Source organism: Streptomyces sp. NPDC088116 (assembly GCF_044741745.1).
In the GTDB taxonomy this organism is placed as follows: Bacteria; Actinomycetota; Actinomycetes; order Streptomycetales; family Streptomycetaceae; genus Streptomyces.
This window is the reverse complement of the sequence record NZ_JBIUTF010000002.1, coordinates 538,213-555,663: the sequence shown is the minus strand read 5'-3', so window position 1 is coordinate 555,663 and position 17,451 is coordinate 538,213. Positions and strand designations below refer to the sequence as shown.

11 protein-coding genes and 2 tRNA genes are annotated in these 17,451 nt (G+C 70.9%); 2 read left to right on the top strand and 11 right to left on the bottom strand.

Annotated elements, in window-relative coordinates; genetic code table 11:
* Positions 1 to 59 precede the first annotated feature (59 nt).
* The 5 genes from ACIOJD_RS08745 to leuS all read right to left on the bottom strand — a co-directional run bounded on the left by ACIOJD_RS08745 (position 60) and on the right by leuS (position 8,810).
* Positions 60 to 2,582: a ComEC/Rec2 family competence protein gene (locus ACIOJD_RS08745; protein ID WP_401909964.1), complete on the bottom strand. Its 2,523-nt coding sequence runs from the start codon at positions 2,580 to 2,582 to the stop codon at positions 60 to 62.
* On the bottom strand, positions 2,579 to 3,364 hold the full coding sequence (locus ACIOJD_RS08740) for a helix-hairpin-helix domain-containing protein (RefSeq protein ID WP_401909961.1): 786 nt from the start codon (positions 3,362 to 3,364) through the stop codon (positions 2,579 to 2,581). The genes ACIOJD_RS08745 and ACIOJD_RS08740 overlap by 4 nt, the downstream gene beginning before the upstream one ends.
* A 610-nt stretch (positions 3,365 to 3,974) precedes the next feature.
* Positions 3,975 to 4,820, bottom strand: a complete 846-nt coding sequence (locus tag ACIOJD_RS08735; RefSeq protein WP_401909959.1) for a DegV family protein — start codon at positions 4,818 to 4,820, stop codon at positions 3,975 to 3,977.
* A 99-nt stretch (positions 4,821 to 4,919) separates the two neighbouring features.
* Positions 4,920 to 5,693, bottom strand: a complete 774-nt coding sequence (locus ACIOJD_RS08730) for a hypothetical protein (RefSeq protein WP_401909956.1) — start codon at positions 5,691 to 5,693, stop codon at positions 4,920 to 4,922.
* Between the two features lie 240 nt (positions 5,694 to 5,933).
* On the bottom strand, positions 5,934 to 8,810 hold the full coding sequence (leuS, locus tag ACIOJD_RS08725) for a leucine--tRNA ligase (protein ID WP_401909953.1): 2,877 nt from the start codon (positions 8,808 to 8,810) through the stop codon (positions 5,934 to 5,936).
* 737 nt (positions 8,811 to 9,547) lie between these two features.
* Here leuS and ACIOJD_RS08720 point away from each other — a divergent pair.
* Positions 9,548 to 11,314: a hypothetical protein gene (locus ACIOJD_RS08720; protein WP_401909951.1), complete on the top strand. Its 1,767-nt coding sequence runs from the start codon at positions 9,548 to 9,550 to the stop codon at positions 11,312 to 11,314.
* The gene (locus ACIOJD_RS08715) at positions 11,311 to 12,909 is read left to right on the top strand and encodes an NADH-ubiquinone oxidoreductase-F iron-sulfur binding region domain-containing protein (protein WP_401909948.1); all 1,599 of its coding nucleotides are present in this window, start codon (positions 11,311 to 11,313) and stop codon (positions 12,907 to 12,909) included. The genes ACIOJD_RS08720 and ACIOJD_RS08715 overlap by 4 nt, the downstream gene beginning before the upstream one ends.
* A 229-nt stretch (positions 12,910 to 13,138) precedes the next feature.
* On the opposite strand, the gene ACIOJD_RS08710 is transcribed toward ACIOJD_RS08715, so the two are convergent.
* From ACIOJD_RS08710 to ACIOJD_RS08685, 6 genes are all read right to left on the bottom strand, one after another.
* Positions 13,139 to 13,211, bottom strand: a tRNA-Ala gene (locus ACIOJD_RS08710).
* 183 nt (positions 13,212 to 13,394) lie between these two features.
* Entirely contained in the window at positions 13,395 to 13,628 is a 234-nt protein-coding gene (locus ACIOJD_RS08705; RefSeq protein ID WP_401909945.1) for a hypothetical protein, read from the bottom strand.
* A 514-nt stretch (positions 13,629 to 14,142) separates the two neighbouring features.
* A tRNA-Ala gene (locus tag ACIOJD_RS08700) sits at positions 14,143 to 14,215 on the bottom strand.
* Between the two features lie 94 nt (positions 14,216 to 14,309).
* Positions 14,310 to 14,963, bottom strand: coding sequence for a histidine phosphatase family protein (locus ACIOJD_RS08695; protein WP_401911644.1), 654 nt, complete (start codon positions 14,961 to 14,963; stop codon positions 14,310 to 14,312).
* On the bottom strand, positions 14,960 to 15,415 hold the full coding sequence (gene rsfS / locus ACIOJD_RS08690; protein WP_401909943.1) for a ribosome silencing factor: 456 nt from the start codon (positions 15,413 to 15,415) through the stop codon (positions 14,960 to 14,962). Before rsfS ends, ACIOJD_RS08695 begins: the two co-directional genes overlap by 4 nt.
* Positions 15,416 to 15,543: 128 nt before the next feature.
* Positions 15,544 to 17,442, bottom strand: coding sequence for an LCP family protein (locus ACIOJD_RS08685; protein WP_401909940.1), 1,899 nt, complete (start codon positions 17,440 to 17,442; stop codon positions 15,544 to 15,546).
* Positions 17,443 to 17,451 lie beyond the last annotated feature (9 nt).

Below are 17,451 nucleotides of genomic sequence, written 5' to 3'. Positions count from 1 at the left end.
TCGCCGTCCATCGTCCGCTCCTGCCGTCGTCGTACCCGGTGGTGACGAACCGTCGCCACTCAGCGTGATGCGCGTGACGCCGCCGGACCATCGCTCCCCCGCGGCACGGCCCGCAGCCCGGAGCCGGTTCCCACCACCGCGATGGCGCCGTCCGTGTCCGTGCGCAGCACCGTCGCTCCCCCGGCACGCAACGCGTCGACCGTACGGGGCGCCGGATGGCCGTACGAGTTGTCACTGCCGACGGAGATCAGGGCGAACCGGGGACGGACCTTGTGGAGCAGCCCGGGGTCCTGGAAGGGCGAGCCGTGATGGGCCACTTTGAGCACATCCGCCCGGGGCAGCGCCGGATAGTCGCGCAACAGGCCACGCTGGGCGGGCGGTTCGAGGTCGCCGAGGAGCAGCAGACCGGGACCACGGGCGATCCGCACGAACAGGGTGACGCTGGAGTCGTTCGGCTCCACCGTGGCCGGTCCCGCCGGAGCGGCCGCGCGCGGCTCGGCGCGCGGCCACAGCACCCGCCAGGTGAGCGGCCCGACCCTGCGCTGCTCCCCCGGCACGGCGCGGACGACCGGCACCCGCGCCTCCGCCGCCGTTCTCCGTACGAACGCGGCCTGCTCCGGGGGCTCTTCGGTGGTCGTGGTCTGGATCGTGCCGACCGCCCTGCCGCGCAGTACGCCGGGCAGCCCGGCGACATGGTCGGCGTGGAAGTGGGTGAGCAGCAGCAGCGGGACGCGCGTGACGCCGAGGGACCGCAGGCAGCGGTCGGCGGGCTCGGGGTCGGGACCGGCATCCACGACCACGGCCGTACGGTCGCCCGCCGCGAGCACGGCCGTGTCGCCCTGCCCCACGTCGCACATCGCGAACGTCCAGCCCGGAGGCGGCCAGCCGGTGACGAACCGGGTGAACGGCGGCGGCCGCAGGACCGCCAGCAGCAGAAGCACCGCGCAGGCCGCGGCCGTCCACGGGTGGTGCTGGATCCGTCGCACGGCGAGCAGGACGAGGACCGTCAGGACGGCGAGCGTCAGCCCGCCCCACCAGCCGCCCGGCCAGGCGGCCTCGGCACCGGGCAGCGCCGCCCCGGTGCGGGCGACCGACGCGATCCAGCCCGCCGGCCAGCCCGCGCACCGGGCCAGCGCCTCGGCCACCGGCATGGCCAGGGGCGCCACGGCGAGCGCGGCGAAGCCGAGGACGGTGGCCGGGGCCACCGCCAGTTCGGCGACGAGATTGCACGGGACGGCCACGAGACTGACCCTGGCGGCGAACACGGCCACCACAGGAGCGCACACGGCCTGCGCTGCCCCGGTCGCGGCCAGCGCTTCCGCGAGCCGCGCCGGCACTCCGCGCCGCCGTAGCGCGGCGCTCCAGCGCGGCCCGATGGTGAGCAGGGCGCCGGTGGCCAGCACGGAGAGAAGGAAACCGTAACTCCGCGCCAGCCAGGGGTCGTAGAGCACCAGCAGCAGGACGGCGGCGGCCAGCGCCGGGATCAGCGTTCTGCGTCGGCCCGTGCCGAGGGCGAGAAGAGTGATCAGCCCGCAGGCCGCGGCCCGCAGCACACTCGGCTCCGGCCGGCAGACGACCACGAACCCGAGCGTGAGCACCCCGCCGAGCAGCGCGGTCGACCGCAGCGAGATCCTCAGACGTGGGGCGAGACCGCGGCGCTCGGCTCTCATGGCCAGCCCGGCCGGCCCGATCAGCAGCGCGAGAACGACCGTCAGATTGCTTCCGGACACAGCGAGCAAGTGTGTGAGGTCGGTCGCCGTGAACGCGTCGTGCAGCTCGGGCGGTACCCGTGAGGTGTCGCCGACGACCAGTCCGGGCAGCAGCGCCCGAGCGTCGGGGGCGAGGTCCTCGGTCGCCGCGCGCAGCCCGGCGCGGAGCTCTCCCGCCGTGCGCTGTACGCGGGTAGGCGACCCGGTGATCTCCGGCGGCCCGGTCCCTTCCACACGTAACGCCGCCGCGTAACGGTCGTCCGCGTGCAGGGGCGGCGAGAGTCTCGCGGTCAGCCGCAGCCGGGTGCTCGGCAGCAGCCGCTGCCACCGGTCCTTGTGCTCGCCGGACCTGGTGAGCACAAGGACGGGCGTCCGGGCCGTGGTCACCGCGCCGTCGGACGCCGTCACCCTGGTGATGTCCGCGTCGAGAACGAATCCGCCGGCGGACATCCGGTCGCCGAGGACCCTCGGGCGTGTGGGCCGTGGGTCGGAGGTGACCGTCAGCTCCGTGGTGACGCGCGCGTACCGCTCCGCGAGGCCCGGCACGGGCCCCCGGTGCCGCTCCGCGCCGTGCAGCCCGGCGGAGGCCGCCCCGGCCGCCGCGCACAGCAGCACCCCGGCCAGCGCCACCCCTTTGAGCCGCCGCCCCGCCTCCGGCGGCCGCCTCCCGCTCCGTACCAGAATCAGCCCGGCCGCCAGCAGACAGACCAGCACACCGACACCGGTCCACCGTCCGGGAACACCCAGTGCCACGGCCGAGGCTGCCCAGGCGGCCAGGGCGAGCGGGACCAGCCGGTAGTCGGCCGGGGCCTCCTGCTGGGGGTTGGCGGCCCCCAGACGTCCGGCCGCCGCGTGAACCGCGGGGCGTGTCACGGGCTTACGAGCGGCTGGAGGTCCGCGAACCGGCGGTCGCCGATGCCGTTGACCTCACGGAGCTCGTCGACGGACCGGAAACCTCCGTGCCGGGCGCGGTAGTCGATGATGTGCTGGGCGAGTACGGGACCGACTCCGGGGAGCGTGTCCAGTTGTTCCGCCGTGCCGGAGTTGAGACTCACCGGTCCCGCACCCTGAGACCCGCCGACGCCCCCGGTTCCGCCGACGCCCCCGGCACCCGCACCCGCACCGACACCGCTGCCGACTCCGCCAACTCCACCCGCGTTCACACCCGGTGGGGCCGGACCACCGACCACCACCTGTTCGCCGTCCATCAGCACCCGTGCCCGGTTGAGCGCGGTGATGTCCGCTCCGGGCCTGACGCCCCCGGCGGCACGCAGCGCGTCGGCGACCCGCGATCCGGTCGGCAGTCTCAGGACCCCCGGCTTCCGCACCTTGCCGCTCACATCGATGACGACGCGCTCCGTCACCGCCGAAGGGGACGGAACCAACTCCGTGTTGGGGACAACGGCTTTGGGGACGACAGCCTCCGCGCTGACGTTCTCCGGCGCCGCGACGGACCGCGGCCGTGCGACCCAGAAATGCTGTGCGGCCAGAGCCGCGGCCACCACCAGGACCACGGCAAGCGCGGCGAGTGTCCTGGGCTCCAGCCCGCATCTGAGCTGAACCCACATCGGCAGCCGCTCACGCAGCGCCACCCCCACCAGCTTGAGCCTGGCCCGTCGGCGAACCGTCGCGGGCGCCCCAACCGCGCTGCTCACACGCTCCGCCCCCTGGGCCGCACCCAGCGGGCCCACGTCCCCTCCCCCGACGGGGGCGGGCACCGTATCCACCGACACACCGGCGAAGAGGGCATCCCCACGGCGGCGCAGAGCCGTGAGAGGCGGAGCCGTACCGCCGGCCACCCGCCCGACGCGCGACAGCGCCGTACGCTGGCCGCGAGAGCCGGAGCGGGAGCGGATGTCGGTATGGGTGTGAGGGGCACGGTGGGGGTGAGCGGCGCTGTGAGTATGAGCGTGAGGAGCGGTACCGACGTCGGTGTCAGTGTGCGTACGGACCCGGCCTTGGCGGCCGTGGCGGACATGACGACCGTGACGGGCACGGCCGTCGGAGCCCGGCCCGCGACCCGGGCCACTGGTTACGGAGCGTGTTCGTAGAGTCATGTCACAGGACGGTAGACACTTCGGCCCGAACTCGCTGAGCGGCACGGATTTCCGTGGATAACCCGGCAGTTGTGGATAACTCGACCACCGGTACGAGTGGCTGACCCGGCAACGGGACCGCCCATGGCCGACCGCTCCTCAGCCCCTCGGCCCGCCAAACCCCTCGGCCCCCTCGGCCCCGTCAGACCCGTCAGACCCGTCAGACCCGTCAGCGTGGCGAGACCACAGCCCCCAGCAGCCCTGGCCCCGTATGGGCCCCGATCACCGCGCCGACCTCGCTGACATGCAGATCCACCAGGCCCGGCACCCGTTCCCGCAGCCGCTCGGCGAGCGCCATGGCCCGTTCCGGCGCCGCCAGATGGTGCACGGCGATGTCCACCTGGCTCGTGCCTGCCCGTTCGGCGACGATCTCCTCCAGCCGAGCGATCGCCTTCGACGCCGTACGTACCTTCTCCAGAGGTTCGATACGCCCGCCGTCCAGCTGGAGCAGCGGCTTCACCGCGAGCGCCGAGCCCAACAGCGCCTGCGTGGCGCCGATACGGCCGCCTCGGCGCAGATAGTCCAGTGTGTCGACATAGAAATACGCCGTCGTACCCGCGGCCCGCTTCTCGGCGGCCGCCACCGCCTCGTCCAGCGTGCCGCCCCCCTCCGCGGCCTCGGCCGCCGCCAGCGCGCAGAACCCGAGCGCCATCGCCACCATGCCCGTGTCCACCACCCGGACCGGCACCGGCGCGTCCTTCGCCGCGAGTACGGCGGCGTCGTACGTTCCGGAGAAATCGGCCGAGAGGTGCAGCGAGACAATCCCGGTCGCGCCCGCCTCAGCCGCCGCGCGGTACGCGGCGGCGAAGACATCCGGGCTCGGCCGGGACGTGGTCACGGAACGTCGCTTCTGGAGCGCCAGGGCCAGTGAACGGGCCGAGATCTCGGTGCCCTCTTCAAACGCACGGTCACCGAGCACAACAGTCAGCGGCACCGCGGTGATGCTGTGCCGCTCCATCGTCTGCGGCGGCAGGTAGGCCGTTGAATCGGTGACGATCGCGACATGGCGGGACATGAGACGGGAGGTTACCGGTCGTCGCCCCTGGTCGGCAGACCACCCCCAGGTCAGAGATCGATTCCCTGATCGATTTCGGGCCGCCCCGGGGGGATGCGGTCAGTTCGTGGCCTCGGGCCTGCGCTCCCGGGCAGGCTTCTGCCAGGGATACGCCGTCCGTCGCCGGGAGTCCGGCGGGTCGATCGCCTGCGGTTCCGCAGGGGACGTGGGCTCTGTCCAGTCCGTGTCCTGCTCGCGGGGCCGACCCGCACCGGAACGCCGCTGATCGGCGCCGGACGGCCGCTGCTCCTCACCCGCCCGCCGCTGCTCCGCCGCCGGCTGGTCCTCCGCCACCGTCCAGTGCCGCAACGCCCCCGACTCCACATCGATCTGCGCGCTCAGCGACGACAGATCGTCCTCCGCGAACTTCCGCGCCCGGTCCCGCGCCGCCCAACGCAGCGATTCCGCCGCGTGCGTGATCTGCTCAGTACGCTCGCGCAACTCCTCGCGGTGCTCGGCGACCCTTGCCCGGTCCGGGTCCCGCTCCAGCTGCCTCAGCTCGTCGTCCAACTCCCGTGCGTGTACGCTCAACCGCTCGAACAGATCGATCGACTCCGACAACGAGGCGTCCTCGGCCGCACCCGCCTGGAGGGCCTCCTGAGTCGCCCGCATGGAAGTGCGAAGCTTCAGCCGCAGCTGCGCCAGCTCCCCCGGCACGCCCGCCTGCCCGAGGCTCCTCGCCCGCAGCGTGGTGTCCTCCACGGTCCGGCGCGCGTTCGAGATCGTCCGGTCGACGCCGCGCCTGGCCGCGCCGACGGCCTTCACTCCCGCGTACACCCCCAGTGCGACGAAGGCGACGAAGAGCAACGCCATGATCAGGATCGCGGCCTCCATGGACGCCCCTTCGTAGTCGGTTCTGCTCCTACCACCGTAAACGGAGCAGGCAGGCTGAGGGTTCCGTCAGAACCCCCAACCTGCCCGTAGGGGAAAGCCCCAGTAGCGGAAAGCCCCCGCGGAGGAAAGCCCTGTGCCGCCGCCGGCTCATCACCGCCCTCGCCCCGAGACCGCCGGAAGGATCCACGAGATCTCCGCGATCTCCGCGATCTCCGCGATCTCCGCGACAAACGATCCCCGCTACGCGGGAACGATGTTCACCAGCTTCGGCGCCCGCACGATCACCTTCCGGATACCCGCGCCGTCCAGCGCCGCGACCACCCCTTCGTCGCCCAGCGCCAGCGCTTCCAGCTCCGCGTCCGAAATCGACGGGGAGACCTCCAGCCGCGCCTTGACCTTGCCCTTGACCTGCACCACGCAGGTCACGCTCTCGTCCACGACATACGCCGGGTCCGCGACCGGGAAGTCCTGGTGCACGACCGAGTCGGTGTGGCCCAGCTTGCGCCACAGCTCCTCGGCCACATGCGGGGCCAGCGGCGCGATCAGCAGCACCAGCCGCTCGGCGACCGGCCGCGACAGCGGGCCACCCGCCTTGGTCAGGTGATTGTTCAGCTCGGTGATCTTGGCGATGGCCGTGTTGAAGCGCAGCCCCGCCATGTCCTGCGTGACCCCGTCGATCGCCTTGTGCAGGGCGCGCAGCGTGGCCTCGTCGGGCTCGGTGTCCACGACCGTGACCTCGCCGGTCGTCTCGTCCACCACATTGCGCCACAGCCGCTGGAGCAGCCGGTACTGGCCCACCACGGCCCGTGTGTCCCACGGCCGCGAGACATCCAGCGGGCCCATCGCCATCTCGTACAGCCGCAGCGTGTCCGCGCCGTACTCGGCACAGATCTCGTCCGGAGTGACCGCGTTCTTCAGGGACTTGCCCATCTTGCCCAGGACACGGCTGACCTTCTCGCCCTGGTACCAGAAACCGCCGTCCCGCTCCTCGACCTCGGCGGCCGGCACCGCGATACCGCGGCCGTCCCGGTAGACGAACGCCTGGATCATGCCCTGGTTGTACAGCTTGTGGAAGGGCTCGACCGAGGAGATGTGCCCCAGGTCGAACAGCACCTTGGACCAGAAGCGCGCGTACAGCAGGTGCAGTACGGCATGCTCGGCGCCGCCGACGTACAGGTCGACACCGCCGTGCGGCTGTCCCTCCCGGGGGCCCATCCAGTACTGCTCGATGACCGGGTCGACCAGCTTCTCGCTGTTGTGCGGGTCCAGGTAGCGCAGCTCGTACCAGCACGAACCGGCCCAGTTCGGCATGGTGTTGGTCTCACGGCGGTAGCGCTTGACGCCCTCGCCCTGACCCAGGTCCAGCTCGACATCGACCCAGGCCTCGTTCCGCGACAGCGGCGTCTCCGGCTGAGTGTCCGCGTCCTCCGGGTCAAACGTGCGTGGCGAGTAGTCGTCAACCTCCGGCAGTTCCAGCGGCAGCATCGACTCGGGCAGCGCGTGCGCGGTGCCCTCCTCGTCGTAGACGATCGGGAAGGGCTCGCCCCAGTAGCGCTGACGGCTGAACAGCCAGTCACGCAGCCGGAAGTTGACCGTCCCCTCGCCGATACCCTTCTCGACCAGCCAGTCGATGGTCCTCGCCTTGGCCTCGACGACTCCCAGCCCGTCCAGCGTGATGCCGGTACCCGTCGAGTTGACGATACGGCCGTCGTACGAGGAGAACGCGTCGTCCCACTCTGCGGGGTCGGTGGAACGGCCGTCCGTGGGCTCGACCACACAGCGCATCGGCAGCTCGAAGGCGCGCGCGAACGCGAAGTCGCGGCTGTCGTGCGCCGGTACGGCCATGATCGCGCCCGTTCCGTACCCCATCAGCACATAGTCGGCGATGAAGACGGGTACTTGCTCGCCGCTGACCGGGTTGGTGGCGAACGCACCGGTGAAGACACCGGTCTTGTCCTTGGCCTCGGCCTGCCGCTCGACGTCGGACTTCGACGCGGCCTGCTTGCGGTACTCGCCCACGGCGTCGGCGGGCGTCGCGTGGCCACCTGTCCAGACCTGGTGCGTACCCTCCGGCCAGGCGGCCGGGACGATCCTCTCGACCAGGTCGTGCTCCGGCGCCAGCACCATGTACGTGGCGCCGAACAGGGTGTCCTGACGGGTGGTGAAGACGGTGATGGCGCCCGCGTCGCCGACCGGGAAGTCGACACGCGCGCCCTCGCTGCGCCCGATCCAGTTGCGCTGCTGCAGCTTGATGGCCTCGGGCCAGTCCAGCGCGTCCAGGTCGCTCAGCAGCCGGTCGGCGTAGGCGGTGATACGCATGTTCCACTGGCGCAGCTTCGCCTTGAACACCGGGAAGTTGCCGCGCTCGGAGCGGCCGTCCGCGGTGACTTCCTCGTTGGCCAGGACGGTGCCCAGTCCGGGCGCCCAGTTGACGGGCGCGTCGGAGGCGTACGCCAGCCGGTACTCGCCCAGCACGTCGGCGCGCTCGGAGGCACTCAGGTCGCCCCAGGGCCGCCCGTCGGGCGTCGGGCGCTCCCCGCTCTCGAACTGGGCCGCCAGCGTCTCGATCGGGCGCGCCTTGTCCGCGTCCTTGTCGTACCAGGAGTTGAAGATCTGTACGAAGATCCACTGGGTCCACTTGTAGTAGTCCGGGTCGATCGTCGCCACGGTGCGGCGCTTGTCGTGTCCCAGACCCAGCCGGCGCAGCTGGCGCTTCATGTTGTCCATGGCGGCCTCGGTCGACACCCGGGGGTGCGTACCGGTGGCGACCGCGTGCTGCTCGGCGGGCAGCCCGAAGGCGTCGAAGCCCAGCGTGTGCAGCACGTTGTGCCCGGTCATGCGCTGGTGGCGGGCGAACACGTCGGTGGCGATGTAGCCCAGCGGATGCCCGACGTGCAGTCCGGTGCCGGACGGGTACGGGAACATGTCCATGACGAACTTCTTGGGCTTCGCCACCAGCTCCGGATCACCGGCCAGCTCGCCCGTAGGGTTCGGCGCCTCGTACGTGCCCTCGGCGTCCCAGACGTCCTGCCAGCGTGCCTCGATGTCGGCGGCCATGGCCGCCGTGTAGCGGTGCGGCGCTGCCGACTCGGCGGCAGCGGAATTCGTCTCGCTCATGATTCTCTGAAGCTCCATCGGTCGTCTCTGCCCGCGGACCCGGCCGTTCCGTCCGGCGGCTGTGCCGCCCAGCGGCGCACTGTCCGGCGAATGAAAAAACCCCTCGCACAGGAGGGGACGCCGCGCTGATGCCGACCGGATCTCTCATCGGTCGGGACTGATCAGCGCGGCCCGCTAAGCAGAAGGCGTACGGCACGCATGGCGTCAGGGTACCGCAGCGCCTGGACGGCTCGCACGGGAGTATCGCGCAGAGACCCCGCCCGCACACGGCGATCCCTCACATTGAGACGTCACTCCCACGGAAACGTCACCGCAGGATGAGACATCACCCCCTGCCGAGCCGTATCACCACCTGCGGGGGTGCGTGGCGCTCCCCTACGGGAGAGGCGGCACTCCTCCGGAGCGGTGCCATTTCCCCACGGACCACTACGGACAGACACCACACGACCCCGCGGCCGGCACCCGAAACCGTGAAGGTGCCGCGTGACGACGGCGAAGTTACCGGGCGAAGGAGGTGAAGAGATTGACAGAAGCGGACACGCGGTCTTGACAGGCGACGATCGAAGGCTTGCGGGGAACCCGGCGTTACCCCGCGTATCAGCCCCTATCCGGGCAACCGCGGAGTCGGATAACTCACCTTCCCTCGGTTAAACCTGCAAACGGAGTACCGCCTGGTATGGCTCCACTTAGCATGCCGCAACGGGACCGCTTTCCCGAGCCCTTCGGAGTTGCCCCCTATGAACCCTCAACGCAAGCCCGACGCCTCGTCCTCCCTGAACCCCGGCACGCGCCGCAAGGTCCAGGGCGGAGCGACCGTCGCCGCACTGGTAGTGATACCCGTACTCGCCGTCGTAGGAGGCGACGCCTTCCGCGCATTCATCGACTTCGGCGCCGGTGTGCTGTCGCTCCTGTCGCTGTCAGGGGCCGTCGTCTGGGGTCTGATAGCCACCGACCGGCTGTTGCTCTCGCCGAAGCACCGGCTGTTAGCCCAAGGCGTCCACCGGGCGACCGCGGTCGCCTCGCTCGGTTTCCTGTTGCTGCACATCAGCATCAAGGTCTCGCTCGGCAAGGTGGCGCTGATCGGCGCCCTGCTGCCGTTCGGCCTCGGCATCACCGGTACGAACGGCCTCATCGGCTTCGGTTCACTCGCCGGACTGCTGATGGTCGTCGCCGCCACGACCGGCGCGCTGCGCAGTGTCTTCGTCCCCACCGGCCGTTTCGCGGGCCGCTGGCGTGCGATGCACATGGCGGCCTACCCCGCCTGGTGTTTCGCCCTGGTGCACGGGCTCTTCGCCGGCCGTGCCGCGGCGACCTACGTCACCGTGATGTACTCGATGACCCTGATCGGAGTGGCCGCCGCCGTATCGGTACGCCTCCTCCCCCGCCCGGTCCAGACCAAGATCGCCGGCCGTATCGTGTCGATGGTCGGGAGCCCCGGGGAGAAGGCCGAGCCCGGCAAGTCCCGCCGCGACCTCTCCTCGGCCCCGCTCCCGGGCGCGACGGGCATCCCGCCACAGCGCGAGTACACACCCCGGCCCCAGCAGGAACCGGCCTTCTCGGCACAGCCCATGGGCTCGTCGCTCGGCGCCGCGCGTACGCCCCCGCGCCTGGCCCCGCCGTCCCCGCCTGTGTACGAAGCGACGCGGCCGTCCGTCGACCCCATGGCCGAGACCTTCATCGCCTCCCGCACCAACGGCTTCGCCGGCCTCGGCGCCGACCCGCTGGCCGATTCCGGTACGGGGCTCTCCGCCGGCTACCGCGCCGCTTCCCGTGGCGACGACGGGACGGCGCGGATACCGCCACCGCCCCCGGGACCGCCGGGAAGTCCGCCCGGCGGCGACATCCCGTTCGCCGAGCGCATCCCCATGACCGAGGAGATCCCGGTCATCTCGGACGAGCCCTCGGGCAGGGGAGGCTCCTGGCCCGCGCCGTCTCCCCCACGGCCTGCGCAGGCCTTCGTCCCGCCCACCCCGGCCCCCTCGTACGACAGCGGCGCGTTCCCCACGTACACCAACGGCGCGAACCAGCAGTTCGACACGGGCGCCACGCCCGCGTACGTCATCGGCGCTACTCCTCAGTACGACACCGGTGCCACGCCCGCGTACGACATGGGCGCGGCCCCCCAGTTCGACACGGGCGCCACCCCTCTGTACGACCCGGCGTCGGTCGCCTCGTACGACACCGGCGCGGCCCCGCCGTACGACACCGGTGCCGCCTCGGCATACGGCCCCGACGCCGCCTCCCCGTACGGCACGGGCCCGGCGCCGACGTACGACACCGGCGCCGGCCCCCAGTACATCGCCGGTTCCGCTCCCACCTACGACACCGGAGCCATCCCCGCCTACGACAGCCAGAGCTACGGCGGTCAGCCCTACTCCGGCCAGTCACCGGCCACACCCCCGCCGTCCCCGTCCGCGTTCGACGGGACCGTGCCCCCGCCCGGTCCCCTCTATCCGCCGCAGGCCGGGGAACCCTGGAACGCACCCGCAGGAGACCGACCGTGACCGCCCTCCCCGATGTCCCCGAAGTCCGCGTCATCGGCCTCCCTCACCTGACCCAGGGGTTCGACCTGGTCGAACGTCTGGATCTGCCCATGCATCTCAAGGTGCACGGGCCGCTGGAGGCGATGACCGGCGAGCGGCTGGCCCAGCTCGCCGAACACATATCCCTGACCGGCCGCGGCGGCGCCGGCTTCCCCTTCCACAAGAAGCTGCGCGCCGTCGCCAACTCCGCGATCAAGAAAGGTGTACGACCGGTCGTCGTGGTCAACGGCAGTGAGGGCGAGCCTCCCTGCCGCAAGGACACCGTCATGCTCAACCGGGCGCCGCACCTCATCCTCGACGGTGCGCTGCTGGCGGCCGAGGCGCTCGGCGCCCGCACGCTGGTCGTGGTCGTCACCCGCAACTCCACCGAGGTGTCGATCCGTGCCGCGCTGGCCGAGCGCGGCCTGTCCGACCGGCGTGGCCAGCAGCTGAGAGCACGGGTGGTGCGTACCCCCGAACGCATGGTCTCGGGTGCGGGCGCGTCCGTGATCCGCGCGGTCAACGGCGGACCGGCGCTGCCGCCGGGCCGGAGCGCGCGTACCTCCGACTCGGGTGTCGCCGGGCTGCCGACGCTCCTGTCGAATGCCGAAACGTTCGCGCAGCTCGCCGTAGCCGCGCGCTTCGGTGCCCGGCGCTACAACCACACGGGGCTGGAGGACGAGCCCGGCACGGTCATGCTCACCATCTCCGGAGCGGTGGCCCGGCCCATGGTGATCGAGGCCCCGACGGGCGTGCCCCTGCCGTACGTTCTTCAGATGGCGGGCGCGCCCCCGGTCCCCCAGGGCGTGCTGACGGGCGGCTACCACGGCAACTGGATGGACTCGACGGCCGCCCACGAGGCCGTCATCTCGAAGGCGTCCTTCTCGGCCTACGGCGGCGCCCTGGGCGCCGGCGCCATCCTGCCGATCGGCCCGGAGAGCTGCCCGCTGGGCGAGGCCCTGCACGTGGCCAACTGGCTGGCGGCCGAGACCGCGGGGCAGTGCGGTCCCTGCTACCGCGGCCTCCCGGCGGCGGCGGGCGGCCTCTCCGACGTCATCAACGGAGGCGGCCAGGCCGCTCTGGAGGCGCTGCGCATGGTGACCCAGGCGGTGAAGGGCCGGGGCGTCTGCCATCACCCCGACGGTTCGGCACGCTTCTTCGCCTCGACCCTGTCGGCGTTCACCGACGATCTCGCGGCACACGTGCTGCACGGCGGATGCGGGCGAGAGACGTACGGGGTACTGCCGCTGCCGGGCCCGGAGCAGGAAGAGGCGGCGGAGGAGTCGATCCCCAGCGGCGAGAAGCTCGTGATCGACTGGACGCTCTGCGAGGGACATCTGCTCTGCACGGATGTGCTCCCGGAGCTGATACGGAAGGCCCCCGACGGGTTCCCCGCGCTCTCGGACGCGTCGGTTCCGACACATCTGAAGGCGCGTGCCGAGCGCGCGGTGGCCAGGTGCCCCGAGCTGGCGCTCCGTCTCGAGCCGTCGGGGCCCCCGCGTCCCGCCAAGCCCTCCGCACGCGCGGAGCTGCCTCCGGGCGGCGGCCGCAAGGCGCTGGGCCCCGGGCGCGGTTAGGGTCTTTCGTTTGGATCAGGCCGGACCAGGCCGGACCAGGCCGGACCAGGGAGCGGTCGGCGGGCTTTGCGGGGCCCGCCGCCCCTACCCGGCCCCCACCCGCCCGCAAGGGCATCCCTCGCAAGGGCATCCCTCGTAAGGGCATCTCCCGTAAGGGCATACAAAAGAGCGGACCATCCGGATCGGATGGCCCGCTTCTCTTTATCGATCAATACCGCTGAATCTGCTGTGGAGCTAAGGAGAATTGAACTCCTGACCTCCTGCATGCCATGCAGGCGCTCTACCAACTGAGCTATAGCCCCTTGCGATCTACCGCTCTCCGGGCTGTCCCTTCGGCGGCATCGCCTACATTACACGCTCTCTCAGGCTCCTCACCAATCGTTTCCGTTCTGGGCGGATACGGCCGGTACCGCCGCCCTTCACGATCGCCGCCACCGGGGCGGGGGCACGGTCTCGACGGCCGGGATGAAGGGCCGTCAGACCCGTCAGGCCGTGGCGAACGAGTAGAACCGCTTGAGCGTGCAGTGCTCCTCCAGAAGCCGGCCGTAGATCGGCTCGCCCTCCAACTCCCGGTAGGTCTCGATGGGATCGCCCTTTATGATCAGCGCCCGCGCGCACTCCTCGCACCAGTACTGGTAGTCGGGGTTGAGCGGATCCATGTCCCGGACGATCGGCGTACCGCTGTCGCACCAGTCGCATTTTCGCCTGTGTGCACCCATGTCTCAGCTCCAGCTGTGGCCGCAGGCCGTGCACACGTAGGAAATCCCGCCATTGTCACCGAGCACTTGAGCCACATGGGCCGAACCGCACGAAGGGCAGCTGAGGCAGGTACGAACCCCCGCCGAGGCGAGCAGATCATCGGTCTCGTCGATGCTGCTGACGGACAATACGGTCTCCCTCCCGATCCGGTACTTCGTCCCCTCCGGCCGTCCGATTCTGCCACGCCCGAGCAAGGGGGGCAGCCGGAAAAGGCGTGCCTGTAAGGGGCAATACAGGACGTCAGCGCCTTTCGGGCCGTCGTACGACGCCGCCGGGACCGGTCGTCGGCCGGGCCGGCGAGGGGGCCGACACCGCGCCGACACCGCGCCAAAGCCCGCGCGCCCGGCGTCCCGCGTACCCGCCGCCCGGGGGGTGTGGGCGACGAACACAGCGAGATCGCTGTACAGCGATCGCCGTACAGCGATCTCCGTACAAAAGAAATCCCGCCCCCCAAAGGGGACGGGATCCGAATTGTGGAGCTAAGGAGAATTGAACTCCTGACCTCCTGCATGCCATGCAGGCGCTCTACCAACTGAGCTATAGCCCCGCGTGTTCCCCGCGCTCCGCGCTGCGAACAAGAAGAACTTTAGCCTGCGACCTGCCGGAAAGTGAAATCCGGCCCCACGGCCGCCCCGGACCGCTCAGACGTCGTCACCGAGGACCGGTTCCGGCAGGGTGCCGGCGTTGTGCTCCGTGAGCCGCCAGCCGCGCGCGCCCTCGCCGAGGACCGACCAGCAGCAGTTGGAGAGCCCGCCCAGCCCCTCCCAGTGGTGCGCATCCAGGCCCAGCAGACGGCCGATGGTGGTGCGGATGGTGCCGCCGTGGCTGACCACGACCAGCGTGCCGTTGTCGGGCAGCTTCTCGGCGTGCCGGAGCACCACGGGAGCGGCCCGGTCCGCGACCTCGGTCTCCAGCTCACCGCCGCCGCGCCGCACGGGCTCGCCGCGCTTCCAGGCCGCGTACTGCTCGCCGTACCGCTCGATGATCTCTTCGTGGGTCAGGCCCTGCCAGGCGCCCGCGTAGGTCTCGCGGAGCCCGGCGTCGTACGAGATGTCCAGCCCGGTGACCGCGGCCAGCTCACCGGCCGTGAGCGCGGCCCGCCGGAGGTCGGAGGCGACGATCGCGGCCGGCTTCAGGGAGGCGAGCAGCCTGGCGGACCGGCGGGCCTGGGCGAGACCGGCTTCGGTCAGCTCGATGTCCGTGGTGCCCTGGAAGCGGCGCTCCAGGTTCCAGGCCGTCTGGCCGTGCCGCCACAGGATGACTCGGCGGCCCCGGCCGCCTTTGCTGCCGTTCAGCTCAGCTCACCGTCCGCGAAACGGTCCGCGTCCGCGTCGGCGGCAGCGGTGGCCCCGGCGTGCTCCTCGGCCTTGCCGCGGGTCTTGACGGCGTCCTCGGGCAGCGCGATCTCGGGGCAGTCCTTCCACAGCCGCTCCAGGGCGTAGAAGACCCGCTCCTCGCTGTGCTGCACGTGTACGACGATGTCGACATAGTCCAGCAGGATCCAGCGGGCGTCACGGTCGCCCTCACGGCGCACCGGCTTGGCTCCGAGCTCCTTCTGGAGCCGCTCCTCGATCTCGTCGACGATCGACTTGACCTGGCGGTCGTTGGGCGCGGAGGCGAGCAGGAAGGCATCGGTGATCGAAAGCACATCGCTGACGTCGTACGCGATGATGTCGTGGGCGAGCCGGTCGGCCGCCGCCTGGGCAGCGGCGTTCACGAGCTCGATGGAACGGTCAGTGGCGGTCACAGGCAAGCTTTCGTCGACGGTCGTGGAAAACCCCAGGATCTCACGGACCACCGACAACCCACGCAGACGGGAGGGGCCCGGGTCCTGCTCTCCGGGAGAGCAGGACCCGGGCCCCTCCCGGACAGGCGTCAGCCGGCCTTGTAGTCCTGGCCCAGGACCACCGAGACATCGGCGTTCGAAGCGGCCGTGCCCTTCTTGACCGCGCTCGTCGGCAGCCCGAGGGTCTTGGCGACCTCCACCGCGTCCGCCTTCTGTGCCGCGTCGCCGTAGGTGACCCGCGAGGAGGTCGCCGCGCCGCCCGTACCCGCGTCCACGACGTCATGGCCCGCGTTGACCAGGGTGATCCGGGCGGACTCCTTGGCGTCCTGGTCGCCGGTCGCGTTCTTCACGCCGACCCGTACGGCCGAGCCCTCTTCCGGAGCCTTGACCGTGCCGCCCAGGATCTTCTTGACCACACCCTCGGTGGCCTGCTCGCTGACCGTGCCGTCCGCCTGGGTGGGCAGGAGCGTCGTCCTGTAATCGCCCAGCTTGGCGTGCTCGGCGAGCTTGGCGAGGGACGCTCCGAGATCCTTCTCGGGCAGCGACGGGTCGAGGACCTGCCCCAGGGTCTGGACGGTGACCGTCGCGGACTTCGGGTCGTCCGACATCTTGCGCAGTACGCCCTGGATGACCTGGCCGAAGCGCTGGAGCTGCGCGCTCTCGGTCTCGCCGGGTCCCCGGTACGTGGCGTAGGCGACGGCCGCCCGGCCGCTGAGCGTCTGCTTCTCGCCCTTCTTCACCAGCGGGTCCTCGCCCCTCTTGGCGGCGGGCACCGCGGTGTCGGTGGTCAGCTCGATATTGCCGACCAGTTCGACGAGGTTCTCCAGATACGGGGTGTCGAGCCGCCAGGTGCCGGTGATGTCGGTGCCGAGCAGGGAGCCGATGGACTCGCGGGTGCCATCCGAGCCGTCGTCGTCCACGGACTTGGCGAGGGTGGTGGAGGCACCGCCCTCCTGGTCGGCCGGGGTGACGGAGAGGGAGTTGGGCAGCAGGACGGTGGTGCCCTGGCCGGTGGTGGAGTTGTCGACCAGCAGCGCCGTGGAGGTGCCCTTCTGCTTGGTGTTGTGCAGATGCACCACGATCACGTCGCGCTTCTGCGGCCCCGAGGCGGTGTTCGCCTGTTCGTCCGCCGCGGACAGGCCGGGCAGCTTGCCCGCGTACCAGAGGTAGCCGACGCCTCCCGTGACCGCCAGGACGAGGGCGACGACCAGCGCCACTACCCGGCTGCGGCCACGCCGCCTGGCCTCCTCGCGCCGTTCGGAGCGGCTCTCGGTGAACTTGAGCCAGTCGATGACGTCTTCGGAGTTCTCGTTCGGTTCCTCGATGAACGAGAACTGCTCGGTGCGATAGTCACGGTCCTCGTCGGGGCCGCGCTGTCCGGGCACGGAGGCCGAGCCGGAAGCGGACGTGGCGGCCTGCGCACGGGTCGGCCCCGGCTGCTGTCCTCGGTCCTGCCCAGGTTCCTCGACCGCACCGGGTCCCGAGACGGGCGCGGATCCCTGTGACTGCCGCTGCTCGTGGGGCTGTTGCTGCTCCTGCGTCTGTTGCTGCTGTTGCTGCTGTTGCTGCTGCTGAGGCTGGGACTGCTGCTGTTGTTGCTGCGGGATGTTCCACTGCTGAGCGGGGTCGACCGCCACAGGCGGCTGCTGACCGGTGTCATACGGCTGTTGCTGACCGGTGTCATACGGCTGCTGCTGACCCGTTTCGTACGGCTGCTGCTGACCGGTGTCGTAGCCGTAGCCGTCGTAGCCGTACCCCTGCGGGGTCTGCTGCTGCGCATAGGGGTCGTACTGCTGCTGGGCGTACGGGTCGTGGCCGTACCCCTGTTGCTGTTGCTGCTGGTTCTGCTGCGGCTGACCGTAGGCGTCGTACTGCTGCTGAGGCTGCTGCTGCTGGTACACCGGCTGCCCGTACTCGTCGTACCCGACGATCTGGGGCTGCGTGTAATACGGGTCGTACGGATCGTACGGCTGCTGCTGGTCGTTCACCGGTGCCCC